The organism is Rhizobium sp. AG855 (assembly GCF_003610655.1).
Taxonomy (GTDB): Bacteria; Pseudomonadota; Alphaproteobacteria; order Rhizobiales; family Rhizobiaceae; genus Allorhizobium; species Allorhizobium wuzhouense.
On the sequence record NZ_RAQG01000003.1, the window covers coordinates 2,649,152 to 2,667,409 of the forward strand.

Annotated in this window: 19 protein-coding genes; 13 read left to right on the forward strand and 6 right to left on the reverse strand. The window is 62.5% G+C overall.

Annotated features, from left to right (window positions below; genetic code table 11):
- Nucleotides 1–57 precede the first annotated feature (57 nt).
- Nucleotides 58–951: an SAM-dependent methyltransferase gene (locus DFO46_RS13195; protein ID WP_120277609.1), complete on the forward strand. Its 894-nt coding sequence runs from the start codon at nucleotides 58–60 to the stop codon at nucleotides 949–951.
- 32 nt (nucleotides 952–983) lie between these two features.
- Here the strand turns inward: DFO46_RS13195 and DFO46_RS13200 are convergent, their stop codons facing one another.
- Nucleotides 984–1,385, reverse strand: a complete 402-nt coding sequence (locus DFO46_RS13200; RefSeq protein WP_120277610.1) for a thioesterase family protein — start codon at nucleotides 1,383–1,385, stop codon at nucleotides 984–986.
- A 188-nt stretch (nucleotides 1,386–1,573) separates the two neighbouring features.
- On the opposite strand from DFO46_RS13200, the gene DFO46_RS13205 reads away from it, so the two are divergent.
- From DFO46_RS13205 to DFO46_RS13240, 8 genes are all read left to right on the forward strand, one after another.
- On the forward strand, nucleotides 1,574–2,509 hold the full coding sequence (locus DFO46_RS13205; protein WP_120278252.1) for a histone deacetylase family protein: 936 nt from the start codon (nucleotides 1,574–1,576) through the stop codon (nucleotides 2,507–2,509).
- A gap of 2 nt (nucleotides 2,510–2,511) precedes the next feature.
- On the forward strand, nucleotides 2,512–2,766 hold the full coding sequence (locus tag DFO46_RS13210; RefSeq protein ID WP_110789652.1) for an exodeoxyribonuclease VII small subunit: 255 nt from the start codon (nucleotides 2,512–2,514) through the stop codon (nucleotides 2,764–2,766).
- 58 nt (nucleotides 2,767–2,824) lie between these two features.
- On the forward strand, nucleotides 2,825–3,121 hold the full coding sequence (locus tag DFO46_RS13215; RefSeq protein ID WP_245408806.1) for a nucleotidyltransferase domain-containing protein: 297 nt from the start codon (nucleotides 2,825–2,827) through the stop codon (nucleotides 3,119–3,121).
- A gap of 19 nt (nucleotides 3,122–3,140) precedes the next feature.
- Complete coding sequence (locus DFO46_RS13220; RefSeq protein WP_120277611.1) at nucleotides 3,141–3,467, forward strand: HepT-like ribonuclease domain-containing protein; 327 nt, start codon at nucleotides 3,141–3,143, stop codon at nucleotides 3,465–3,467.
- A 125-nt stretch (nucleotides 3,468–3,592) separates the two neighbouring features.
- On the forward strand, nucleotides 3,593–4,519 hold the full coding sequence (locus DFO46_RS13225) for a pirin family protein (protein ID WP_120277612.1): 927 nt from the start codon (nucleotides 3,593–3,595) through the stop codon (nucleotides 4,517–4,519).
- Nucleotides 4,520–4,608: 89 nt separating this feature from the next.
- Entirely contained in the window at nucleotides 4,609–6,528 is a 1,920-nt protein-coding gene (dxs, locus tag DFO46_RS13230) for a 1-deoxy-D-xylulose-5-phosphate synthase (RefSeq protein ID WP_120277613.1), read from the forward strand.
- Nucleotides 6,529–6,627: 99 nt separating this feature from the next.
- The gene (locus DFO46_RS13235; protein ID WP_110789656.1) at nucleotides 6,628–7,812 is read left to right on the forward strand and encodes an MFS transporter; all 1,185 of its coding nucleotides are present in this window, start codon (nucleotides 6,628–6,630) and stop codon (nucleotides 7,810–7,812) included.
- A 4-nt stretch (nucleotides 7,813–7,816) separates the two neighbouring features.
- A complete protein-coding gene (locus DFO46_RS13240; protein ID WP_120277614.1) occupies nucleotides 7,817–8,158 on the forward strand; it encodes a YkgJ family cysteine cluster protein in 342 nt (113 codons plus the stop codon).
- A 3-nt stretch (nucleotides 8,159–8,161) separates the two neighbouring features.
- Here the strand turns inward: DFO46_RS13240 and DFO46_RS13245 are convergent, their stop codons facing one another.
- On the reverse strand, nucleotides 8,162–8,491 hold the full coding sequence (locus DFO46_RS13245; RefSeq protein ID WP_120277615.1) for a hypothetical protein: 330 nt from the start codon (nucleotides 8,489–8,491) through the stop codon (nucleotides 8,162–8,164).
- A 194-nt stretch (nucleotides 8,492–8,685) separates the two neighbouring features.
- Here DFO46_RS13245 and DFO46_RS13250 point away from each other — a divergent pair, with 194 nt between their 5' ends.
- The 3 genes from DFO46_RS13250 (at nucleotide 8,686) to DFO46_RS13260 (ending at nucleotide 10,121) form a co-directional block, all read left to right on the forward strand.
- Complete coding sequence (locus tag DFO46_RS13250; protein WP_110789659.1) at nucleotides 8,686–9,288, forward strand: superoxide dismutase; 603 nt, start codon at nucleotides 8,686–8,688, stop codon at nucleotides 9,286–9,288.
- A gap of 157 nt (nucleotides 9,289–9,445) precedes the next feature.
- Nucleotides 9,446–9,853, forward strand: coding sequence for a hypothetical protein (locus DFO46_RS13255; protein WP_120277616.1), 408 nt, complete (start codon nucleotides 9,446–9,448; stop codon nucleotides 9,851–9,853).
- A 10-nt stretch (nucleotides 9,854–9,863) separates the two neighbouring features.
- A complete protein-coding gene (locus tag DFO46_RS13260) occupies nucleotides 9,864–10,121 on the forward strand; it encodes a DUF2188 domain-containing protein (RefSeq protein ID WP_110789661.1) in 258 nt (85 codons plus the stop codon).
- Nucleotides 10,122–10,215: 94 nt separating this feature from the next.
- Here DFO46_RS13260 and DFO46_RS13265 read toward each other — a convergent pair whose 3' ends face one another.
- From DFO46_RS13265 to DFO46_RS13280, 4 genes are all read right to left on the reverse strand, one after another.
- Nucleotides 10,216–12,060 (reverse strand): HAMP domain-containing methyl-accepting chemotaxis protein, encoded by a 1,845-nt coding sequence (locus tag DFO46_RS13265; protein ID WP_120277617.1) that lies wholly within the window; start codon nucleotides 12,058–12,060, stop codon nucleotides 10,216–10,218.
- Nucleotides 12,061–12,245: 185 nt separating this feature from the next.
- On the reverse strand, nucleotides 12,246–14,282 hold the full coding sequence (locus DFO46_RS13270; RefSeq protein WP_120277618.1) for a methyl-accepting chemotaxis protein: 2,037 nt from the start codon (nucleotides 14,280–14,282) through the stop codon (nucleotides 12,246–12,248).
- 208 nt (nucleotides 14,283–14,490) lie between these two features.
- A complete protein-coding gene (locus DFO46_RS13275) occupies nucleotides 14,491–15,516 on the reverse strand; it encodes a DUF4424 domain-containing protein (protein ID WP_120277619.1) in 1,026 nt (341 codons plus the stop codon).
- Between the two features lie 221 nt (nucleotides 15,517–15,737).
- Nucleotides 15,738–17,639 carry a methyl-accepting chemotaxis protein gene (locus DFO46_RS13280; protein ID WP_120277620.1) on the reverse strand — a complete coding sequence of 634 codons (1,902 nt, stop codon included), beginning with the start codon at nucleotides 17,637–17,639 and terminating at the stop codon, nucleotides 15,738–15,740.
- Nucleotides 17,640–17,738: 99 nt separating this feature from the next.
- On the opposite strand from DFO46_RS13280, the gene DFO46_RS23775 reads away from it, so the two are divergent.
- Nucleotides 17,739–17,942 carry a hypothetical protein gene (locus DFO46_RS23775; protein WP_147412769.1) on the forward strand — a complete coding sequence of 68 codons (204 nt, stop codon included), beginning with the start codon at nucleotides 17,739–17,741 and terminating at the stop codon, nucleotides 17,940–17,942.
- The last annotated feature ends 316 nt before the right edge of the window (nucleotides 17,943–18,258 follow it).

Sequence of the window (18,258 nt, forward strand, 5' to 3'; positions counted from 1 at the left end):
TGCCGGTCTGAGATCGGCGCGGCCTCACTGCATCAACACCTTTCGGGAGATACCGTCATGGATGCACTGGTTGCTGAAAAACCCTTCGATCCCATCGCGACACGCTCAGAGCCGCCGGTGAAGACCGGCTTCCTCTCGGTCGTCGGCGTCGGGATCAAGCTCGCGGCCCAGACCAGCCTCGAGGCGAAGGCCCATATCGAAGCCGCAGACCGGGTTTTCTACCTCGTCACGGACCCTGGTACCGAATACTGGCTCACCTCGCTCAATCCGGCGGCACAGTCACTGCAGTCCTTCTACGAAGACCGCAGCAGCCGCCTGGCGACCTATCTTGATATCACCGAATACATTCTGGAGCATGTCCGCCAGGGCCTGCATGTCTGCGCGGTGTTCTACGGCCATCCCGGAATCTTCGTCTTTCCGTCGCACCGGGCCGTTGCCCGTGCCCGACAGGAGGGGTTCGACGCGGTCATGTTGCCGGGGATCTCCGCCGAGGACTGCCTGTTTGCCGATCTCGGGGTCGACCCCGCCCGCAAGGGATGCCAGAGCTTCGAGGCGACGGATTTCCTGATCTTCGACCGCACCTTCGATCCGCGCAACAACCTCGTGCTGTGGCAGGTCGGCGTGCTCGGCGAAGTGGGCTACAAGATCTCGCTGTCGCAGGAGAAGCTGGAGGTGCTGAAGGAAAAGCTGCTCAAGGCCTATCCTGCCGACCACCCCCTCACGGTGTATGAGGCCGCGCGCTATCCGGTCTGCGACCCGACCATGCTCAGAACCACGATCGGCGAACTCGACGCATCGATGATCAGCACAATCTCGACGCTGTTCATCCCGCCGGTCGCCCAGCGCAAACCCGATCTCGACATCGCCAAGCGCCTGGGCATTCCCGAGGACTTCATCAAGCGCCGCTTCGAACTCAGCGACGAGGAGATCGAGCGCCTCGGCCTCGATTGAGGGTTATGTGCAGGTCGCGGGAGCCTCCACGCTCAGCGGAGGTACCGATAAAGCCAGTCGCGGATGTCTTCCGGCAGCGCGGCTGGCTCACCGGTTTCACGATCGCGGGCGGTCCAGGTCACGTCGATCTCCGCGACCGTCTGGCCGTCACGCTCCATCTCAACCTCGAAGCCGACCGACTTGCCGCCGATCTTGTCGACCCGCACGACCACGCGCACCTGATCGTCGAGACGCAGGGGCAGGTGAAGACGCAGTTCCAGCTTGGTCGGCGCATAGCGCGGTTCATCCTCCAGCGGCGGACGGTAACGCCAGAAATGACGCAAGGCGGCCTCGGCATGGGTGACATAGGCCGCCGCCTGCATTTCGCCTGTGTCGGCGATGTCGCGGTAGGGAATGGTGATTTCGCTCACCTCGACGCGGTCGATCTCATCCATGCAAGGTCCCGTCTTTTCCGTGTGTTAGCGGCATCTAACGGCATAGCCCCCTCCTCCACAAGTCGTGTCCCAAAAAGGTATCTGCGCGGGGTTTCCGGTTGCGGGCCAAGAGGAATGGGTAAAACCGCATTGCGAGGTGGAAGATGACGGTATGCCGCCTTATGTTCACCGCGACCGAGGATGGCCCGATGACAACACGTCTTTACGAGAACCCGCTCTTCCTGGAGCACAACACGCCACCGGGGCATCCCGAACGGGCGGACCGGCTGCGCTCGCTTAACATCGCGCTTGAGCACCCCAACTTCGCACAGCTTGAGCGGGTCGAGGCTGTGCAGGCCAATGAAGACGCCGTGACGCTGGCCCACCCGGAAGAGCATCTGTTTGCGGTGATGCGCGAGATCCCTGAGGAAGAGGGCGAGATCAACCAGATCGAGGCCGATACCTATGCCTCGCCGAAGAGCCTGCAGGTGGCACTGACCGCCATTGGTGGCGCTATGGCAGCGGTCGACGACGTGATGACCGGCAAGGCAGACAATGCCTTCGTCGCCGGTCGACCGCCGGGGCATCACGCCGAAAAATCCAAGGCGATGGGTTTCTGCCTGTTCAACACGATCGCGATTGCCGCACGCCATGCCCAGAAGACCTATGGCGTGGAGCGTGTCGCGATCGTCGACTGGGACGTGCATCACGGCAATGGCACGCAGGACATCTTCTGGGACGACCCGTCGGTGCTGTTCTGCTCGACGCACCAGATGCCGCTCTATCCCGGCAGCGGCGCCAAGGACGAGACGGGTAAACACCGCAACATCGTCAATGCACCGCTTTCACCCAATGTCGGCTCGGATCATTTTCGCGAGGCGTTCAAGAGCCGGGTCCTGCCGGCTCTGCACGATTTCTCGCCCGACCTCGTCCTGATTTCGGCCGGCTTCGACGCGCATCACCGCGATCCGCTGGCCCAGATCAATCTTGTCGGCGAAGACTTCGACTGGGCGACGGGGCGTCTGCTGGAAGTCGCCGATCGCTTCTGCAACAACCGGGTCGTCAGCCTGCTTGAAGGCGGCTATGATCTCGAAGGGCTCGCCGAATCGGCCGGCCTGCACATCGCCAGACTGATGAAGGGTTGAGTATGTCCGACGCCGCTGTTTCCGCCGATCTTTCCGGCCTCTCGTTCGAAAAGGCCGTGGCCGAACTCGAAAGCATCGTCGCACGGCTCGAGCGCGGCGATGTGGCGCTGGAGGATTCCATCGCGATCTATGAGCGCGGCGAACTCCTGAAAAAGCATTGCGAAACGCTGCTGTCGGCTGCCGAAAACCGCATCGAGAAGATCCGGCTTGATCGCGCCGGCAAGCCAACGGGAACCGAGCCGCTCGACGGGGCGTGAGCGACTTTTCTCGACCATAGCGGGAAAATTTGTTATGCTTTCGGCCATGGACAAGGACATGGTCATTGCCAAGCTGCGGGAGCATCGCGACGAACTGGTCGCTGATGGCATCTTGTCGCTGTCTCTGTTCGGGTCTGTTGCGCGCGGTGAGGCGACCGAGGAATCGGACGTCGATGTTGTTGTTCGCCTTGACCATTCCAAGATGGGCAAGGGCTTCAGTTTTTTCAGCGACCTAGATATTTTGCGACAGAAGCTCGAGACCATCACCGGTCGACCTGTGGATATCGTCTGCGAACCGGTCGAAAAGGAACGCCTTGCTCGACGCATAGAGAGGGATCGCCAGCTTGCCTTCTGAGCGTCCATGGCTTCGCCTGATGGACATTCTCGACAATGCGAGAAGCGTTCTCGCCTATACCGAAGGCATGACCTACGCGCAGTATCTGACAAACCCTCTGGTCAGAGATGGTTCCGAGAGATGCCTTGCGCGCATCTCGGAAGCTGCAGTGAAACTGGGGTCATTTGCGCCCGACCTGCTACCGAACCATGATTGGACAGGCATACGCGGCATCGGCAATCTTCTGCGCCATGATTATGACAAGCTGAACATCGACAAAATATGGCAGATTATTGAGTTCAAGTTGCAACCTTTGATCATAGACATCGAAGTGGCCATGCGCGCAAACGGCATTCCGGAGGAATGAGCGCTAGCGATCGGACAGGCGTCAAAGACTGAACGCAGCGTCACGCTTCCCCGCAGGCCTCACGTCTAGCTTCCGGCCTCAATCCCATCCTACACTCTCCCCATCGACCACGCGGAGACCGCCCCATGTCCTTTTTCCCCGGAAACGATCCTGTCCCTGGTGACGGTTTTGCCTGTGATGCGATCGAGCATCTGATCATCCCGCGCTCCAGCGATATCGGCGGGTTTTCCGTGCGCCGGGCGCTGCCATCGATCAAGCGGCGGCTGGTCGGGCCGTTCATCTTCTTCGACCGGATGGGTCCGGCGATCCTGAAGGCAGACGAAGCCATGGATGTGCGCCCGCATCCGCATATCGGGCTCTCGACCGTCACCTATCTCTTCGACGGCGAGATCAAGCATCGCGACAGCCTGGGCACGGAACTCGTGATTGCGCCTGGCGACATCAATCTCATGACGGCAGGTCGCGGCATCGTGCATTCCGAGCGCACGCCGGAAAACCTGCGCGGTCACCCGCTTGCGATGTCGGGTCTGCAGACCTGGATCGCACTGCCCGACCAGATGGAAGAGATCGATCCGGCCTTTGCCCATACCGCCAAGGGCGAATTGCCGACCTTCAGCGATCGCGGCGCATCCGGTCGCATCGTCATCGGCGGCATGGGCGGCCTGCGGTCGCCGGTGAAGACGTTCTCCGAAACTCTCTATGTCGATCTGTCGCTTGAAGCCGGCGCCCGCTTCCCCTTCGACGCAGGTCAGGAAGAGCGCGCGCTTTACATCCTCTCGGGCGAGATCGAGATCGCCGGCGACCGTTTTGCCGCCGACCAACTGCTCGTCTTCCGACCCGGTGACGAGATCACCCTGATCGGCGGCGCGACAGGCTGTCACGTGATGCTCTTCGGCGGAGCGGCCATGGGGACGAAGAAACATATCTGGTGGAACTTTGTTTCGTCGTCCAAAGAGCGAATCGAACAGGCCAAGGAAGAGTGGAGAACCGGGCGTTTCGATATCGTTCCCGGCGATGAAGAAGAGTTCGTGCCTTTGCCGGAGGGCCGTTGACCGCTATATAAGCGCTTGATGACGTGGAATTGCCCTGATCGTCGGGGGATGGTATCGCGCATCCAAACAGACTGAAGAGGCATCAGCCCGTGACATCCCTGCCCGATACGCCGCTCCTGGACAAGGTCAAGCTCCCGAAAGACCTGAAGGCCGTCGAAGATCGTGACCTGCCGCAGCTGGCGCGCGAGGTCCGCGACGAGATGATCGACGCGGTGTCGAAGACGGGTGGTCATCTGGGGGCCGGTCTCGGGGTCGTGGAATTGACGATCGCGATCCACAAGGTGTTCAACACGCCTGACGACCGGCTGATCTTCGACGTCGGCCACCAGTGCTATCCGCACAAGATCCTGACCGGTCGTCGTGAGCGTATTCGCACTTTGCGCCAGGAAGACGGACTCTCCGGCTTCACCAAGCGCGCCGAGAGCGAATACGATCCCTTCGGTGCTGCCCACTCGTCCACCTCGATTTCCGCCGGCCTCGGCATGGCGGTTGCCGCCGAACTGTCGAAGACCGACCGCAAGGTGATCGCCGTCATCGGCGATGGCGCCATGTCGGCCGGCATGGCCTATGAGGCGCTGAACAATGCCGGTGCGCTCGATGCCCGCCTGATCGTCATCCTCAACGACAACGACATGTCGATCGCCCCGCCGACCGGCGCGATGAGCGCCTATCTGGCGCGCCTTGCCTCCGGCCGGACCTATATGGGCTTCCGCGACTTCGGCAAGAAGCTGACCGCCTATCTCGGCAAGACCGTCGACCGCGCGATCACCCGCGCCGTCGAACATGCCCGGGGTTATGTCACCGGCGGCACCATGTTCGAGGAGCTCGGTTTCTACCACATCGGCCCGATCGACGGTCATTCCTTCGAGCATCTGCTGCCGGTGCTGCGCAATGTCCGCGACAATGCCAAGGGCCCGGTTCTGATCCATGTCGTGACCCAGAAGGGCAAGGGCTATCCGCCGGCCGAAGCGGCAGCCGACAAGTATCATGGCGTCAACAAGTTCGATGTCATCACCGGCACCCAGGCCAAGGCCAAGCCGAATGCGCCGGCCTATACCGCCGTCTTTGCCGATGCGCTGGTCGAGGAAGCCCGCCATGACGAGAAGATCGTCGGCATCACCGCCGCCATGCCGTCTGGCACCGGCCTCGACAAGCTGCATGCGCTCTTTCCGGAACGCACCTTCGATGTCGGCATCGCCGAGCAGCATGCGGTGACCTTCGCGGCCGGCTTGGCTGCTGAAGGCTACAAGCCCTTCTGCGCCCTCTATTCGACCTTCCTGCAGCGCGGTTACGACCAGGTCGTGCACGATGTCGGCATCCAGAAGCTGCCGGTCCGATTTCCCATCGACCGGGCCGGTTTCGTCGGCGCCGACGGCCCGACCCATGCGGGTTCCTTCGACACCGGTTTTCTCGCGGCGCTGCCCGGCTTCGTGGTCATGGCGGCGGCCGACGAGGCGGAACTGAAGCACATGGTGCGCACTGCGGCTGCCTATGACGAGGGTCCGATCTCCTTCCGCTATCCGCGCGGCGAAGGTGTGGGTGTTCCCATGCCCGAACGCGGCGAGATCCTCGAAATCGGCCGCGGCCGCATCATCAAGCAGGGCTCGAAGGTCGCACTTCTGTCGTTCGGCACGCGCCTCGCCGACTGTCTGCTTGCCGCCGAAGACCTCGATGCCGCAGGCCTTTCAACCACTGTCGCCGACGCTCGCTTCGCCAAGCCCTTGGATCATGACCTAATCCGCCAGCTCGCCCGCCACCACCAGGTGGTCGTCACTGTCGAAGAAGGCGCCGTCGGCGGCTTCGGCAGCCAGGTGGTGCATTTCCTCGTCAACGAGGGCTTGCTCGACAACGGCCTGAAGGTCCGCTCGCTCGTGCTGCCCGATGTCTGGATGGACCAGGCCAAACCCGAAACCATGTATGCCAAGGCAGGCCTCGATGCGGCCGGTATTCTGAAGACGGTGTTTGCGGCGCTCGGGCAGGACGTGCCAGGGGTTATCGCGGCGGGCTGAGGGTAAGCGCTCCAGCCCACCCCTCTCTGGACTTCCCCCGCTCCCCCCGCTAGACCGAGCCTTCAATCGACAGGCGCTGAAACGCGCCTTGGAGGCTCCATGCAGACGGCAGGCACCACGGATATTGCACCCGATTTCGCGCCAGACTGGGCGGCGATCGCAGTCGTGATTCTCGGTGTCACGGCCTTTGCTGTCGGCCAGGGGCTGACTTATCCGCTGATTTCGCTGATCCTGGAAAGTCGTGGCGTCTCGTCCAGCATGGCGGGACTCAATGCGTCGGTTTTCGCGCTGGGGCTCGCCTCCTCGACACTGATGATCGGCCAGCTGACACAGGCGATGCGCGGCGACCGCCTGATCGTGGCGTCGCTGCTCGGCGTTTCGATCTCGCTTGCGACCTTGGCGGCTTTCGACCAGCTCTGGGTCTGGTTCGTCGCCCGCTTCCTGCTCGGCTTCTGCACCAGCATCATCTACACGGTGAGCGAGGCCTGGCTGAACACCGCTTGTCCCGATCGCCTGCGCGGCCGCGTGTCCGGCGCCTATAGCGCTGGCATGTGCGCAGGCTTTGCCGCCGGCCCGCTCGCCATTCCGCTTGTCGGCATTGAGGACGGCTTTGCCTTTGCGCTGACGGCGGCTTACGTGGCGCTCGTCGCCTTTGCCTCGGTCATGCTGGGTCGCTACGCCAAGACGAAGCCTGAGGCCTCCGAAGCGGGCGGGCTTGTCACCTTCGTCAAGCTTGCACCGGTACTCACGCTGATGGTCGTCGCCTTCGGCTTTTCGGATATCGCGGCGATCTCAATGATCCCGCTCTATTTCGTCGAGCGTGGCTACAGCCAGAATTTCGCGGCCTTCGTCGTCACCATGGTCGCCCTGCCGACGGCGCTTGCCCAACCCTTTGTCGGCTGGCTGCTGGATCGGCTGTCACGGCCTGTCATCGCCATCGCAGGCTCGCTGATTGCCGCCGTCGCCTTCCTGGTTCTGCCTCTGATGACCTCTCCGCTCACCCTGCTGATCACCATATCGATCCTCGGGGCTGCGAGCTTCTCGCTCTATACGGCTGCGCTCACCTTACTCGGCGAACGCTTTCGCGGCGGTCTTCTTGTCTCGGGAAGTGCCGTCTTCGCTCTGGCTTACGCGATCGGCAGCGCCGCAGGCTCCGGCACCACAGGTCTCACCATGGATCTCGTCTCGGTCGATGCCGGGCCCGTCTTTGTCGGCCTGCTGATGCTTGTTTTCACCGGCTTCTTCGCGGTCAATCTCATGCGCCTGCGCGCGGCGAAGCGCTGAGCCCATGCTGGAGACGTCCCCGCCCGAGATCTTCGATTGCCAGGCCTGCGGCGCATGCTGCGCCTATTCCGCCGACTGGCCGCGCTTTTCGCTTGAAAGCGACGAGGAGATATCCGCCATCCCGGAAGCGATGATCGCCAAGGACGAAAGCGGCATGAAGTTCGAGAACGGGCGATGTGCGGCGCTCACCGGCGACGTCGGCAAACATGTCGGCTGCGCAGTCTATCTGGTGCGGCCGCATGTCTGCCGCACCTGCATGCCGGGCGACGAGGAGTGCAAGATCGCGCGGGCCGAATTCGGCTTCGCCATCGACGGCTTGCCCGAGCCGGAGGTCTACGAGGCCTAGGCCTCAGGGAACGGTGATCGTCACCTGGTCGGCGGGAAGCTCGCCGCCGATCTCCGCCGCCTGGGTCTTCTTGTCGTAGACGCAGATCGAGCTCACCACAGCATCCGCCCCCACGGCCTTGCCGGTCACGATGGCCACGCCATAGCTCTCTGTTCCGAAGGGATCGACAACGACCTTTGGCTGCTCGATGCGACCCTCCGCCAGGGCCGTGCATTTCGCGGCGACATCCTTGGCGAACTCGGCCCAGGCGTCATCCGAGGACGCGACGGCCGGGGAGGAGAGCGGGACAACGGCGAGGGCGGCAATCGCGAGCAGCTTGCGGGAACGGAACATGGGATACCTCGGTTGGGGGATGTCGGGCCGGGACCGTGGGATGGAACGGCACACAGCGCAAGTCCAAAAACGGAAGATATTTCTTTCGATCAGAAGCCGGTTTTTGGAAGGCCGAAGGTTGCCTCGCCCTCCTTCCGCACCTATGTTCCCGTCACCTGCCAAAACGCAATCCATTGCCCAAAGGAGATATCACCATGGCCTTCGAATTGCCCGCCCTGCCCTATGCTTACGACTCGCTTTCGCCGTTCATGTCGGCTGAAACGCTTGAGTTTCACCACGACAAGCATCACCAGGCCTATGTGACCAACGGCAACAACCTCTTGAAGGACTCGGGCCTTGAAGGCCTGTCGCTGGAAGAGATCGTCAAGCAGTCCTATGGCAAGAATGCCGGCCTGTTCAACAATGCCGGCCAGCATTACAACCACATTCACTTCTGGAACTGGATGAAGAAGGACGGCGGCGGCAACAAGCTGCCCGGCAAGCTGCAGGCTGCCATCGACAGCGACCTTGGCGGCTATGACAAGTTCAAGGCCGATTTCGTTGCAGCCGGCACCACGCAGTTCGGCTCCGGCTGGGCCTGGCTTTCGGTCAAGGACGGCAAGCTGGAAATCTCCAAGACCCCGAACGGCGAGAACCCGCTCGTTCACGGTGCCTCGCCGATCCTCGGCGTCGACGTCTGGGAACACTCCTACTACATCGACTACCGCAATGCCCGTCCGAAGTATCTCGAAGCCTTCGTCGACAGCCTGGTCAACTGGGACTACGTGCTGGAAATGTACGAAGCCGCGACCAAGTAAGGCCTTCTCAAGCCATAATTTCAAAGACGCCCGGTGCCGCAAGGTGCCGGGCGTTTTCATTTCAGGCTGCGACACTTGCGGCAGCCTCCTGCATGGAACCTTCCGGTGCCGGCCACGTTTGTTCCGCAAGACCGGACAACAGGAAAGGAACCGTTCCATGGCCTCTTCGAACCTTCAGGCAGAACTGCGTGACCTGCGCGAGCAGATGAACCATCTCAAGGACACGATTGCACGCGAAGCGAGCCGCAGCGGCCGGACCGTCCGCAACCGCGCCTCGGAAGCGCTTGATGATGCAGCCCGCACCGCCTCGTCGGTAACCGGCTATAGCGCCGATGACGTTCGCAACCGCGCCTCCGACGTGGTGAATGGTGCAGCCCGCACCGCCCATGTGGTTGCCGATTACGCCCGCGAAGGTGCGGACACCGTTGCCGGCGTCGTTCGCCGCCATCCGGGTGCCGCAACCTCTGCCGGTCTCATCACGCTCGGCATCATCGGTGGCGTCGTCGGTTACCTGCTCGCCAACTCGGCGCCGCCGGCCCGCGACAGCCGCTGGCGCTGGAACTGAGGCAGAATACATGGCCAAGGTGACCTATCACGTCGTCGAACATGACGAAGGCTTCGCCTACCGGCTGGGCAATGTCTATTCCGAGCCTTTCGCCACCCATGCCGAGGCGGTTGCGGCCGCACGGCATGCCGCCGGCGCCCAGCAGCTTGCCGATGGCGATGCCGAGATCAGCTGGCAGGACGAAAACGGCGAGTGGATCCATGAACATGCGGACGGTGCGGACCGGCCCATGGCGGACGTGGTCGACGATGTCGATGACGCCCGGTAAAGCCTGCCCAGCAGGCTAAACGGGGAAAGCCCGTGGCATGCGCCACGGGCTTTCTTCGTTTGTGCAGGATGGCAGAAGGGTCGGAGACCCGACCTCACGCGGCCCGGCGCATTGCCGACGGTCGTGCCTGCAGTTCGAAACGTTCGATCATCGCCCGAAGCGCTGCCGCCTGCTGCGCAAGACGGCTCGCCTCGTTGCTTTGGTCATCCGAAACGCGGGCATTGTGCTGGGTTGCGGTGTCGAGTTGATCGACGGCGCCGGCGATGTCGCGCAGACCGCTCGACTGGTCGCGCGAGAAGTCGGCAATGGCGTCCATGTGATCATTGATGGTCTGGATCAGGCTGCCGATTTCGACCAGCGTTTCGCCGGTTCCATGCACCAGCTTCACACCGTTCTCGACCTGAGCGGTGGAATTCTGGATGAGCGCCTTGATCTCCTTGGCGGCGTTGGCAGACCGCTGCGCCAGTTCGCGCACTTCCTGCGCCACCACGGCGAAGCCCTTGCCGGCTTCCCCGGCGCGGGCGGCTTCGACGCCTGCATTGAGGGCGAGGAGGTTGGTCTGGAATGCAATCTCGTCAATCACACCGATGATATTGGAGATCTGCTGCGCACTTTCCTCAATGCGGCGCATGGCCTGCTCGGCTTCGCTCACCACCTGGCCGGAGGTGAGCGCGCTCTGATTGGCCTTCTTCGCGACATCCCGCGCGTCGGCCACACGCTGGTTGGCGGCATGCACGGTGGCGTTGATCTCCTTCAGCGACGCGGCGGTCTGCTCCAGCGAGGCCGCCTGGCTTTCGGTCCGGCGGGCGAGTTCATTGGCGCCAGCCGCGATCGTGCCGCTGCCGTCATCGATGGTCCCGGCCGCGATCTGGATCGCAGACATGGTATTGGCCAATTCGCGGATCGACGCATTGAAGTCATGGCGCAGGGCCTCGAAACTCGGGTCAAACGGCTCCTCGATCTGGAAAGCGAGATCGCCGGCCGCAAGGCGCCGCAGGCCACCGGCGAGTCCGGCCGTGGCGATCCGCAGCTTTTCCGCCGCTTCCTCTTCGGCGCGGCGCTCGACATGACGCCGGTGCTCCTCGGCCTTGTGCCGGGACTGCTCCGTCTCGGCTTCGAGCGCGCGGGTGCGGCGCAGATTGTCGCGGAAGATCTCCAGCGCGCGGCCCATGACGCCGAGTTCATCGCGTCGATCCTGGGTTCCGACGTCGACATCAAGATTGCCTTCAGCAAGCCCCTGCGTTGCGCGGGCGAGCTTACGCAGCGGATTGACGGCCGTCATGCGCAGCATCAGGATCACAAGTGCGATCATCACGGCAAGGGCGCCGGCACCAATGCCGACGCGCTTCCAGGCATTGGTCCGCCAGGCCGCAAGTTCCGGCGCGAGGTCGACCTCGGCACTGTAGACACCGATCACCTCACCCGGCTGGATGTTCATCTTGGCGGTATGACAGCTCGCGCATTTCTCGTCGCTCGCACTGCCCTGACCAAGGATAACAGGGCGGGTCATGCGGAAGCGCTCGCCCTCGAGGCTGTTCAGCCGCGCAAGAGCCGAGATCGCCTGCTGATCGATCGTATCGCGCGGTCCCTCGAATTCGGTTTCCCCCTGGGATTTCTGGAAGTCGATGACCTTCGGTCCCATGACCAGCCAGAGCTTGACGCTGCCCCCGGAGTTGGAAAACTGGTCCATGGTGCCGTCGAGCGTTGCGATGGCCGGATCGTCCTCGCCGACTTCTTTGCGATTGAGCATGGCCTGGGTGTGGACGGATTCCAGCATGTCCAGTGCCGCATCACCGCGCTTGGCGGCCTTGTCGGTCAGGGTCAGGCGTTCGGCGGAAATTTCGTAGGCAGCGGTGCTCGCCTGAATGGCCACGACTGCGATGCCGATGCCCAGGACCATCTGGAGCGAGAGCGGCAGTTTCTTGAAGGAACTAAGCATGGGGTTTCCGTTTATAGGCCGCTCTCCGCGGCTGTGTTAACGGTAACAAATTCCCGAAATGCTGTTAATTTTCCGTTCCTGACTGCAAGGTCTGGCCCTGAAATCGCGAGTTATTGTTGAATAGTACTTTCGAGCGTGCGACCGGACATTGGATGCCGAAGAGGATCCAATGTCCGGTTGAGGGATCAGAACTCCGTCCAGTCCTGCTGGGCCGGCACGGGGGCGGTTTCGCTGGGTTTCTGAGCCGTGGCCTGGCTGGCGCCAAAGGCGCGGCCGAGCTTGTTTGCCAGCGCGCGGGCGGGCGATGGTGTGCCTGCATGGCTGGCTGAGGCTGCCTTCACGGAAGGTCTGGCCGGGCTTGCCGGAACCGGTGGCGCAGAGCGTTGCGGTGCCACGTGGCTTGTGCGCGGCGATGCCGTGGCTGGCGCAGGGCCGCCCTGCCCCAGACGGAACTGGGCGAGCAGCATGTTGAGCGAATCCGCCTCTGCCGCCAGGGTGTGGGAGGCGGCCGTCTGCTGTTCGACCATGGCGGCATTCTGCTGCGTGCCCTGATCCATGGCGGTCACGGCGAGGTTGATTTCCTGCAGGCCGGTCGACTGTTCGCGGGCGGCCGTGACGATCGCCTGCACGTGATGGCTGATTTCCTGAACGGCGGCGACGATCTTCTCAAGTTCCGTGCCGGTCTCGCCGACCAGCGCCACGCCATTGCCGACCTGGGCGGTGGAATTGGCGATCAGCGACTTGATCTCGCGGGCGGCATTGGCCGAGCGCTGGGCGAGTTCGCGCACCTCCTGGGCAACGACGGCAAAGCCCTTGCCAGCTTCACCGGCACGGGCCGCTTCGACGCCGGCATTGAGCGCCAGAAGGTTGGTCTGGAAGGCGATGTCCTCGATGACGCCGATGATGTTGGAGATCGACTGCGAGGACTGCTCGATGCCCGACATTGCGGCCACTGCGGAGCGGACGACTTCGCCTGAGCGTTCGGCGCCGGCCCGAGTGCGCTCGACGAGCTGGCCGACATCTTCTGCGCGCTGGGCCGTGTCCTTGACGGTGGTCGTCACTTCCTCGACGGCGGCTGCCGTCTGTTCAACGGAGGCGGCCTGCTGTTCGGTGCGTTTGGCGAGATCGTCGGCCGAGGCGCGAATTTCGGCTGCGCCAGCATTGATCGCCTCGGCATTGGCGCCCACCGTGCGCAGCGCTGCCTGCAGCTTGTCGACGGAATCGTTGAAATTGCCGCGCAGCCGGTCGAGCCTCGGTGCAAACGCACGCTCAAGCCGGAAGGCGACATCGCCATTGGCCAGCGCGGTCAGGCCCTGTTCCAGCTCGGCCATGGCAAACCGGATTTCCTCGGCTTCGCTCGCCTTCTCTGCTTCCGTCTTCTGCCGTTCCGTCTCGGCCTGTTCGCGCATCACGCGGCGCTCCTCGGCCATACGGGCGGTTTCGATGGCGGCGTCCTTGAAGACCAGCACGGCCTTGGCCATCCGGCCCACTTCGTCGCCACGGTCGATGGCGGGCACCTCGACCTTGTGGTCGCCTGCGGCAAGCCGTCCCATGGCGTCGGTCATGCCGGTAATCGGCGTGACGATGGAGCGGGCGAGAAGCCAGATGAGGCCGACGGCGAAGACACCGGCGACGGCTGCGCCGAGGATCAGTGCAAGCTCGAGGGCGTGATGCGCATTGTCGAGCTGGGTGCGAATGGCGCTTGTCCGCTCGGCCAGAAGGGTTTTGATCTCTGCGGCGGCGGCGCGGAACTGGTCGAGTTCGCCAATGCCTTCACGCTTGCCGATGGCGGCGACTTCCGCAATTCCGAGCGTACCGGCCTTGCGGGCGGCAATCTGGGGATCAGCGACATTGGCACCATAGGCATGCGCGGCTGTGCGCATCGTCTCCAGGATACCCAGCAGGGCCTTGTCTCCGGACGCGAGTGTCGATGCATCGGCCAGCGCCGTGTCCACGGCCTGTCGCTCGGTTTCCACGGCCGCCAGGGTCGTGTCGGTGCCCGTCAGAAGATAACCGCGCTCATTGGAGGCCTGCTCCGCCATTGCCGTCATTGCAGAATCGACGAGGTTGACGATGCGCTGTGCACGATCCTGGTCGACGACTGCCATCTTGGCTGTGTAAGCCTGCAGGAAGACGACGACGGATGCCAGGAAGCATCCGGCCATGATGGTGCAGAAGGTCAGGATGAGCTTCTTGCTGAGGGACAGGTTGTTGAGCGACATGGGCCTCGACTTTCGGACATGACTTTCGGGCCTGCGCACCCGTCTGTTCGGGACGCATGGCGGCAAACGATGCCTGTGGCATCGCCGAAGGGGGCAAATGCATGATCAATCCGGGGTTTGCGCAGCCGTCATGGCGCACTCAGGGGGAAGCCGGACACATCCGATCGTCGCGATAGTGTCGAAAACGATTTTACAACCCGTTACCAAATTATGGCTGATTGCCGGGGTTCCAGTCCTTGCTGGAAACCAGCAACAGAATGTCGAGATCCCGTTCGGGAACGAATTCCTTGGCGCGCATCTCGAAGGTCGTGTCACCGGTCTTCTTGATATCCTGGCCGCAGAAGCTGACGACGTGGTTGGGATTGCCCTTGTCCACCGTCAGGTGGAAGTCGCCGATAGGCCCGAACCAGTTGTTGCCTGTGGTCAGGATATAGGACAGCCAATGCTCGAAATAGTAGAGACCCGTGTTGAAATCCTGCGACTTTTCAAGCCTGATCGCCGTCTTCATGAAATCGTCGTCGATGCAGTAGCGCCGCTTGTAGTCTTCGAACTGGTTGTCCGGCTTGCCCTCGTAGAGAAAAGCCATTCCCGTCGTGCCGCCAAGACTGGGGCGGTAGGAGTGCTCGACATTGACCTCCTCGCCGGCCGGGAATGTCGTCTCCCACCAGTAGACTGAATCGAGCTGCCAGACGGGCACATATTCCGGTTTCTCGGCACCGTAGTCCATGGCGGCGACGAGGCCCTTGACCAGCCAGTCCTGAAGAACGGTCTCGTCGAGCCGGGCGACCGCCGCACGTGTCTTGTCCGACAGCGGTTGCAACGGGACCCCTTGTGCCGCCACTTCGTCGGTAAAGTCGATCCCCTGGACGAGGACGCGCTGCTGCAGCCTGGGCTCGATCGTTTCACCGTCCTGCGTGACCGAGAAGCCCATGAAATTATCGCTCTGCTCGTCAGGGACGGCTGCCATGGTTTCGACCGGGCCACCGATCTTCGGCATGGGGAAGGCGACGATGGTGGTCACGTCCGTGTCGCCGGTGTTGCGATAGGTGTATTTCACATCCACGCGTTCGGGGGAAATGTAGAGATCCTCCCGCGCCATGGTGATCTGATCGGTGCGGGTGAATGTCAGGCCGCCGGCGCCGAGCACGGCCATGGTGTCATTGGCGCAAGCCCCTGTTGCCGCCAGTCCCTGCAATGTCAGCGCCCATGCTGCGGCGATCACCCTTGCCTTCATGCCCGTCTTCCTCGCTTGATCCGAACCATGGAACATTGTCCCAGACTAGAGATCGGATTTGGGGCCGGTCAATGCCGGACTGCGACCATGGCTGGGTAAAAGCGGCTGCTCGTCCGGGCTTTGAACACGCCGGTCAATCCGCGGTTATGGCAGAGAGAGAAGCGCTCCCGACCATTCGATCGGGAGCGCTGTCGAGAACCCGTTCGGACCGCTTCCTGCGATCAGAATTCGTTCCAGTCGTGTTTCAGGGCCAGATTGCCGCTCACAGCGGCCGGGGCGCGGCGTGCCTGATCGGCTGCGGGACGCGAGGCCGCCTGGCGGCTTTCGCTTGGCGCACCGGCCAGCTTGAACTGGGCGACCAGGGAGCGCAGGCGGGTTGCTTCCTGGGCCAGAGCGGCCGAGGCTGCGGTCGACTGCTCTACCATGGCGGCGTTCTGCTGCGTCGTCTGGTCCATCTGATTGACGGCCGAATTGACTTCTGCAAGGCCGGTCGACTGTTCGCGGGCGGATCCGGCAATCGCATCCATCAGCGTGTTGATCTGCACCACGTAGTCACCGATGGCCTTCAGGGCCGTGCCGGTTTCGCCAACCAGTGCCACGCCGGAGCTGACCTGGGTGCCGGAGGCCGTGATCAGGGCCTTGATCTCCTTGGCGGCCTGGGCGGAACGCTGGGCGAGTTCACGCACTTCCTGGGCAACGACGGCGAAGCCCTTGCCGGCTTCACCGGCGCGTGCTGCTTCAACACCGGCATTGAGCGCCAGAAGGTTCGTCTGGAAGGCGATCTCGTCGATGACGCCGATGATGTTGGAGATCTGCTGCGAGCTGTCTTCGATCCGCCGCATGGCTTCGACCGCCTGGGAAACGACCTGGGCCGAGCGGGCTGCGTTCTCGTTTGCCAGGACGGCAACGCTGCGGGCCTCGTCGGTGCGCTGAGACGAGTTGCGCACGTTGACGGTGATCTCGTCGAGCGCAGCTGCGGTCTCCTCAAGAGCGGCGGCCTGCTGTTCCGTACGCTTCGACAGATCGGTCGCACCGGCGGAGATTTCGCGGGTGCCGCTGTCCATGCTGGTCACGCTGTCGAGGACCGAGCCGATGGTCATGGCGAGCTGCTGCAGCGAGGCGTTGAAGTTCCGGCGAAGAGGTTCGTAATCCTCCGCAAAGGCTTCCGTCAGCTGGAAAGAGATATCACCTTCGGCCAGCCGCTGCAGACCATTGCCAAGCGTTTCGGTGGCAAAGCGCAGCTTTTCGGCTTCTTCCTGGATGCGACGCTGGTTGGCAAGGCGCGTCTCCTCAGTCTGGCCCCGGGCAGCGACTGCTTCCTCTTCGAGCTTGCGGTTGGCAATCGCGTTCTGGCGGAACACTTCCACGGCAGCGGCCATCTGACCAACTTCATCCGTGCGGCCGACACCGGGGACGCCGATGCTGGTATCGCCGTCAGCCAGCACACGCATTGAGCCGGCAATGCGGACGAGCGGGGCAACAAGGCTTTTCTGCAGCAGCACGAGAAGGCCGATGACAGAGGCAATCATGACGGCCGCCCCCTTCAGGATCGTCATGCGGGCGCTATCGGCCGCTTCGACGGCAGCCGTTGCGCGCTGGGTCAGAAGGGACGCTTCATCGCCGGCAATTTCAGCCGCCTTGGCACGGATGCCGTCCATCCACTTCTTGCCGGCGCCATTGATTTCCATGGCGCGCGCCTGTTCGACGGTCGCGGGGTCCTTCATGAGGGCGATTTCCTTGGCCGCGACTTCCTCGGTCCAACCCTTCACCAATGCGGCGAGCTCGCTCAACCGCTTCTGCTGGGTGGCATTGTCAGAGGTCAGCCGAACGACCTCGTTGAAGGCCTTCTCGTAATTCTCGGAACCGGCGTTGTAAGGCGCCAGAAAGCCTTCGTCGCCGGCCAGGAGATAGCCGCGAACGCCGGTTTCCCGATCAACCATTGCCGACACGATATCATCGACGCCCTGCAACACTTCATAGGTGTGGACAGTCCAACCATTTGCCGTTTGCTGAAACGACAGGGACGACCAGCTCAGGGCGTTCACGATGACGCTGATCACGATGACCAAGGCGAATGCGCAGATCATCTTGGCAATGGTGCGCATATTGTTGATTAAATGCATAGTCACTCTCCGGGGAGTTCAAGTCTGTGCAGAACCCAGGCGATCGACGCCGTCGACAACTGTGTAATGGAGGGGAACATCGGCAACGCGAACGCTGCGATGGTTGATGCCAGCGATGAGGAATTACTTGGCTCTGACCGCCGTAAAGGAGGGCCACCCACTTTCATCATGAATTCTGTGGCGACTGAATCCCCTCAATATCGAGGGGCTGATACTGTCAAATTAGGCAGCACCGGTAAAAACATCACTAAATTTTGTTGTGCAAATACAACTTTTGGCACGCAAAATTTGACGATTGCATGACAGCCCAAAAATGGTCCGAGGTTTCGATATATGGCAGAAAAAGCGAAGCCCTCCGGGCCCGAATCCGGAGGGCTTCAGTTTGACTGCGGCCGGGAGGGGAACGGGGCGCGCAGGGATCGGCCGGTCGACGATCGCTTGGGAGGAGGAGATCTGCATCGGCCGACATCCGAATATTAGCGTTCATCGATTAAAGCTTCCCTAATGAAGCCAAAAAACGCATGGCGGACGCGGCGCATGGCGCCAGCGTCACTGCAGAGGGTTCGAAGCGGCGGCGCCGGCAGAAAAACACTTGCGCCGCAGCGCCGCACCGATCATT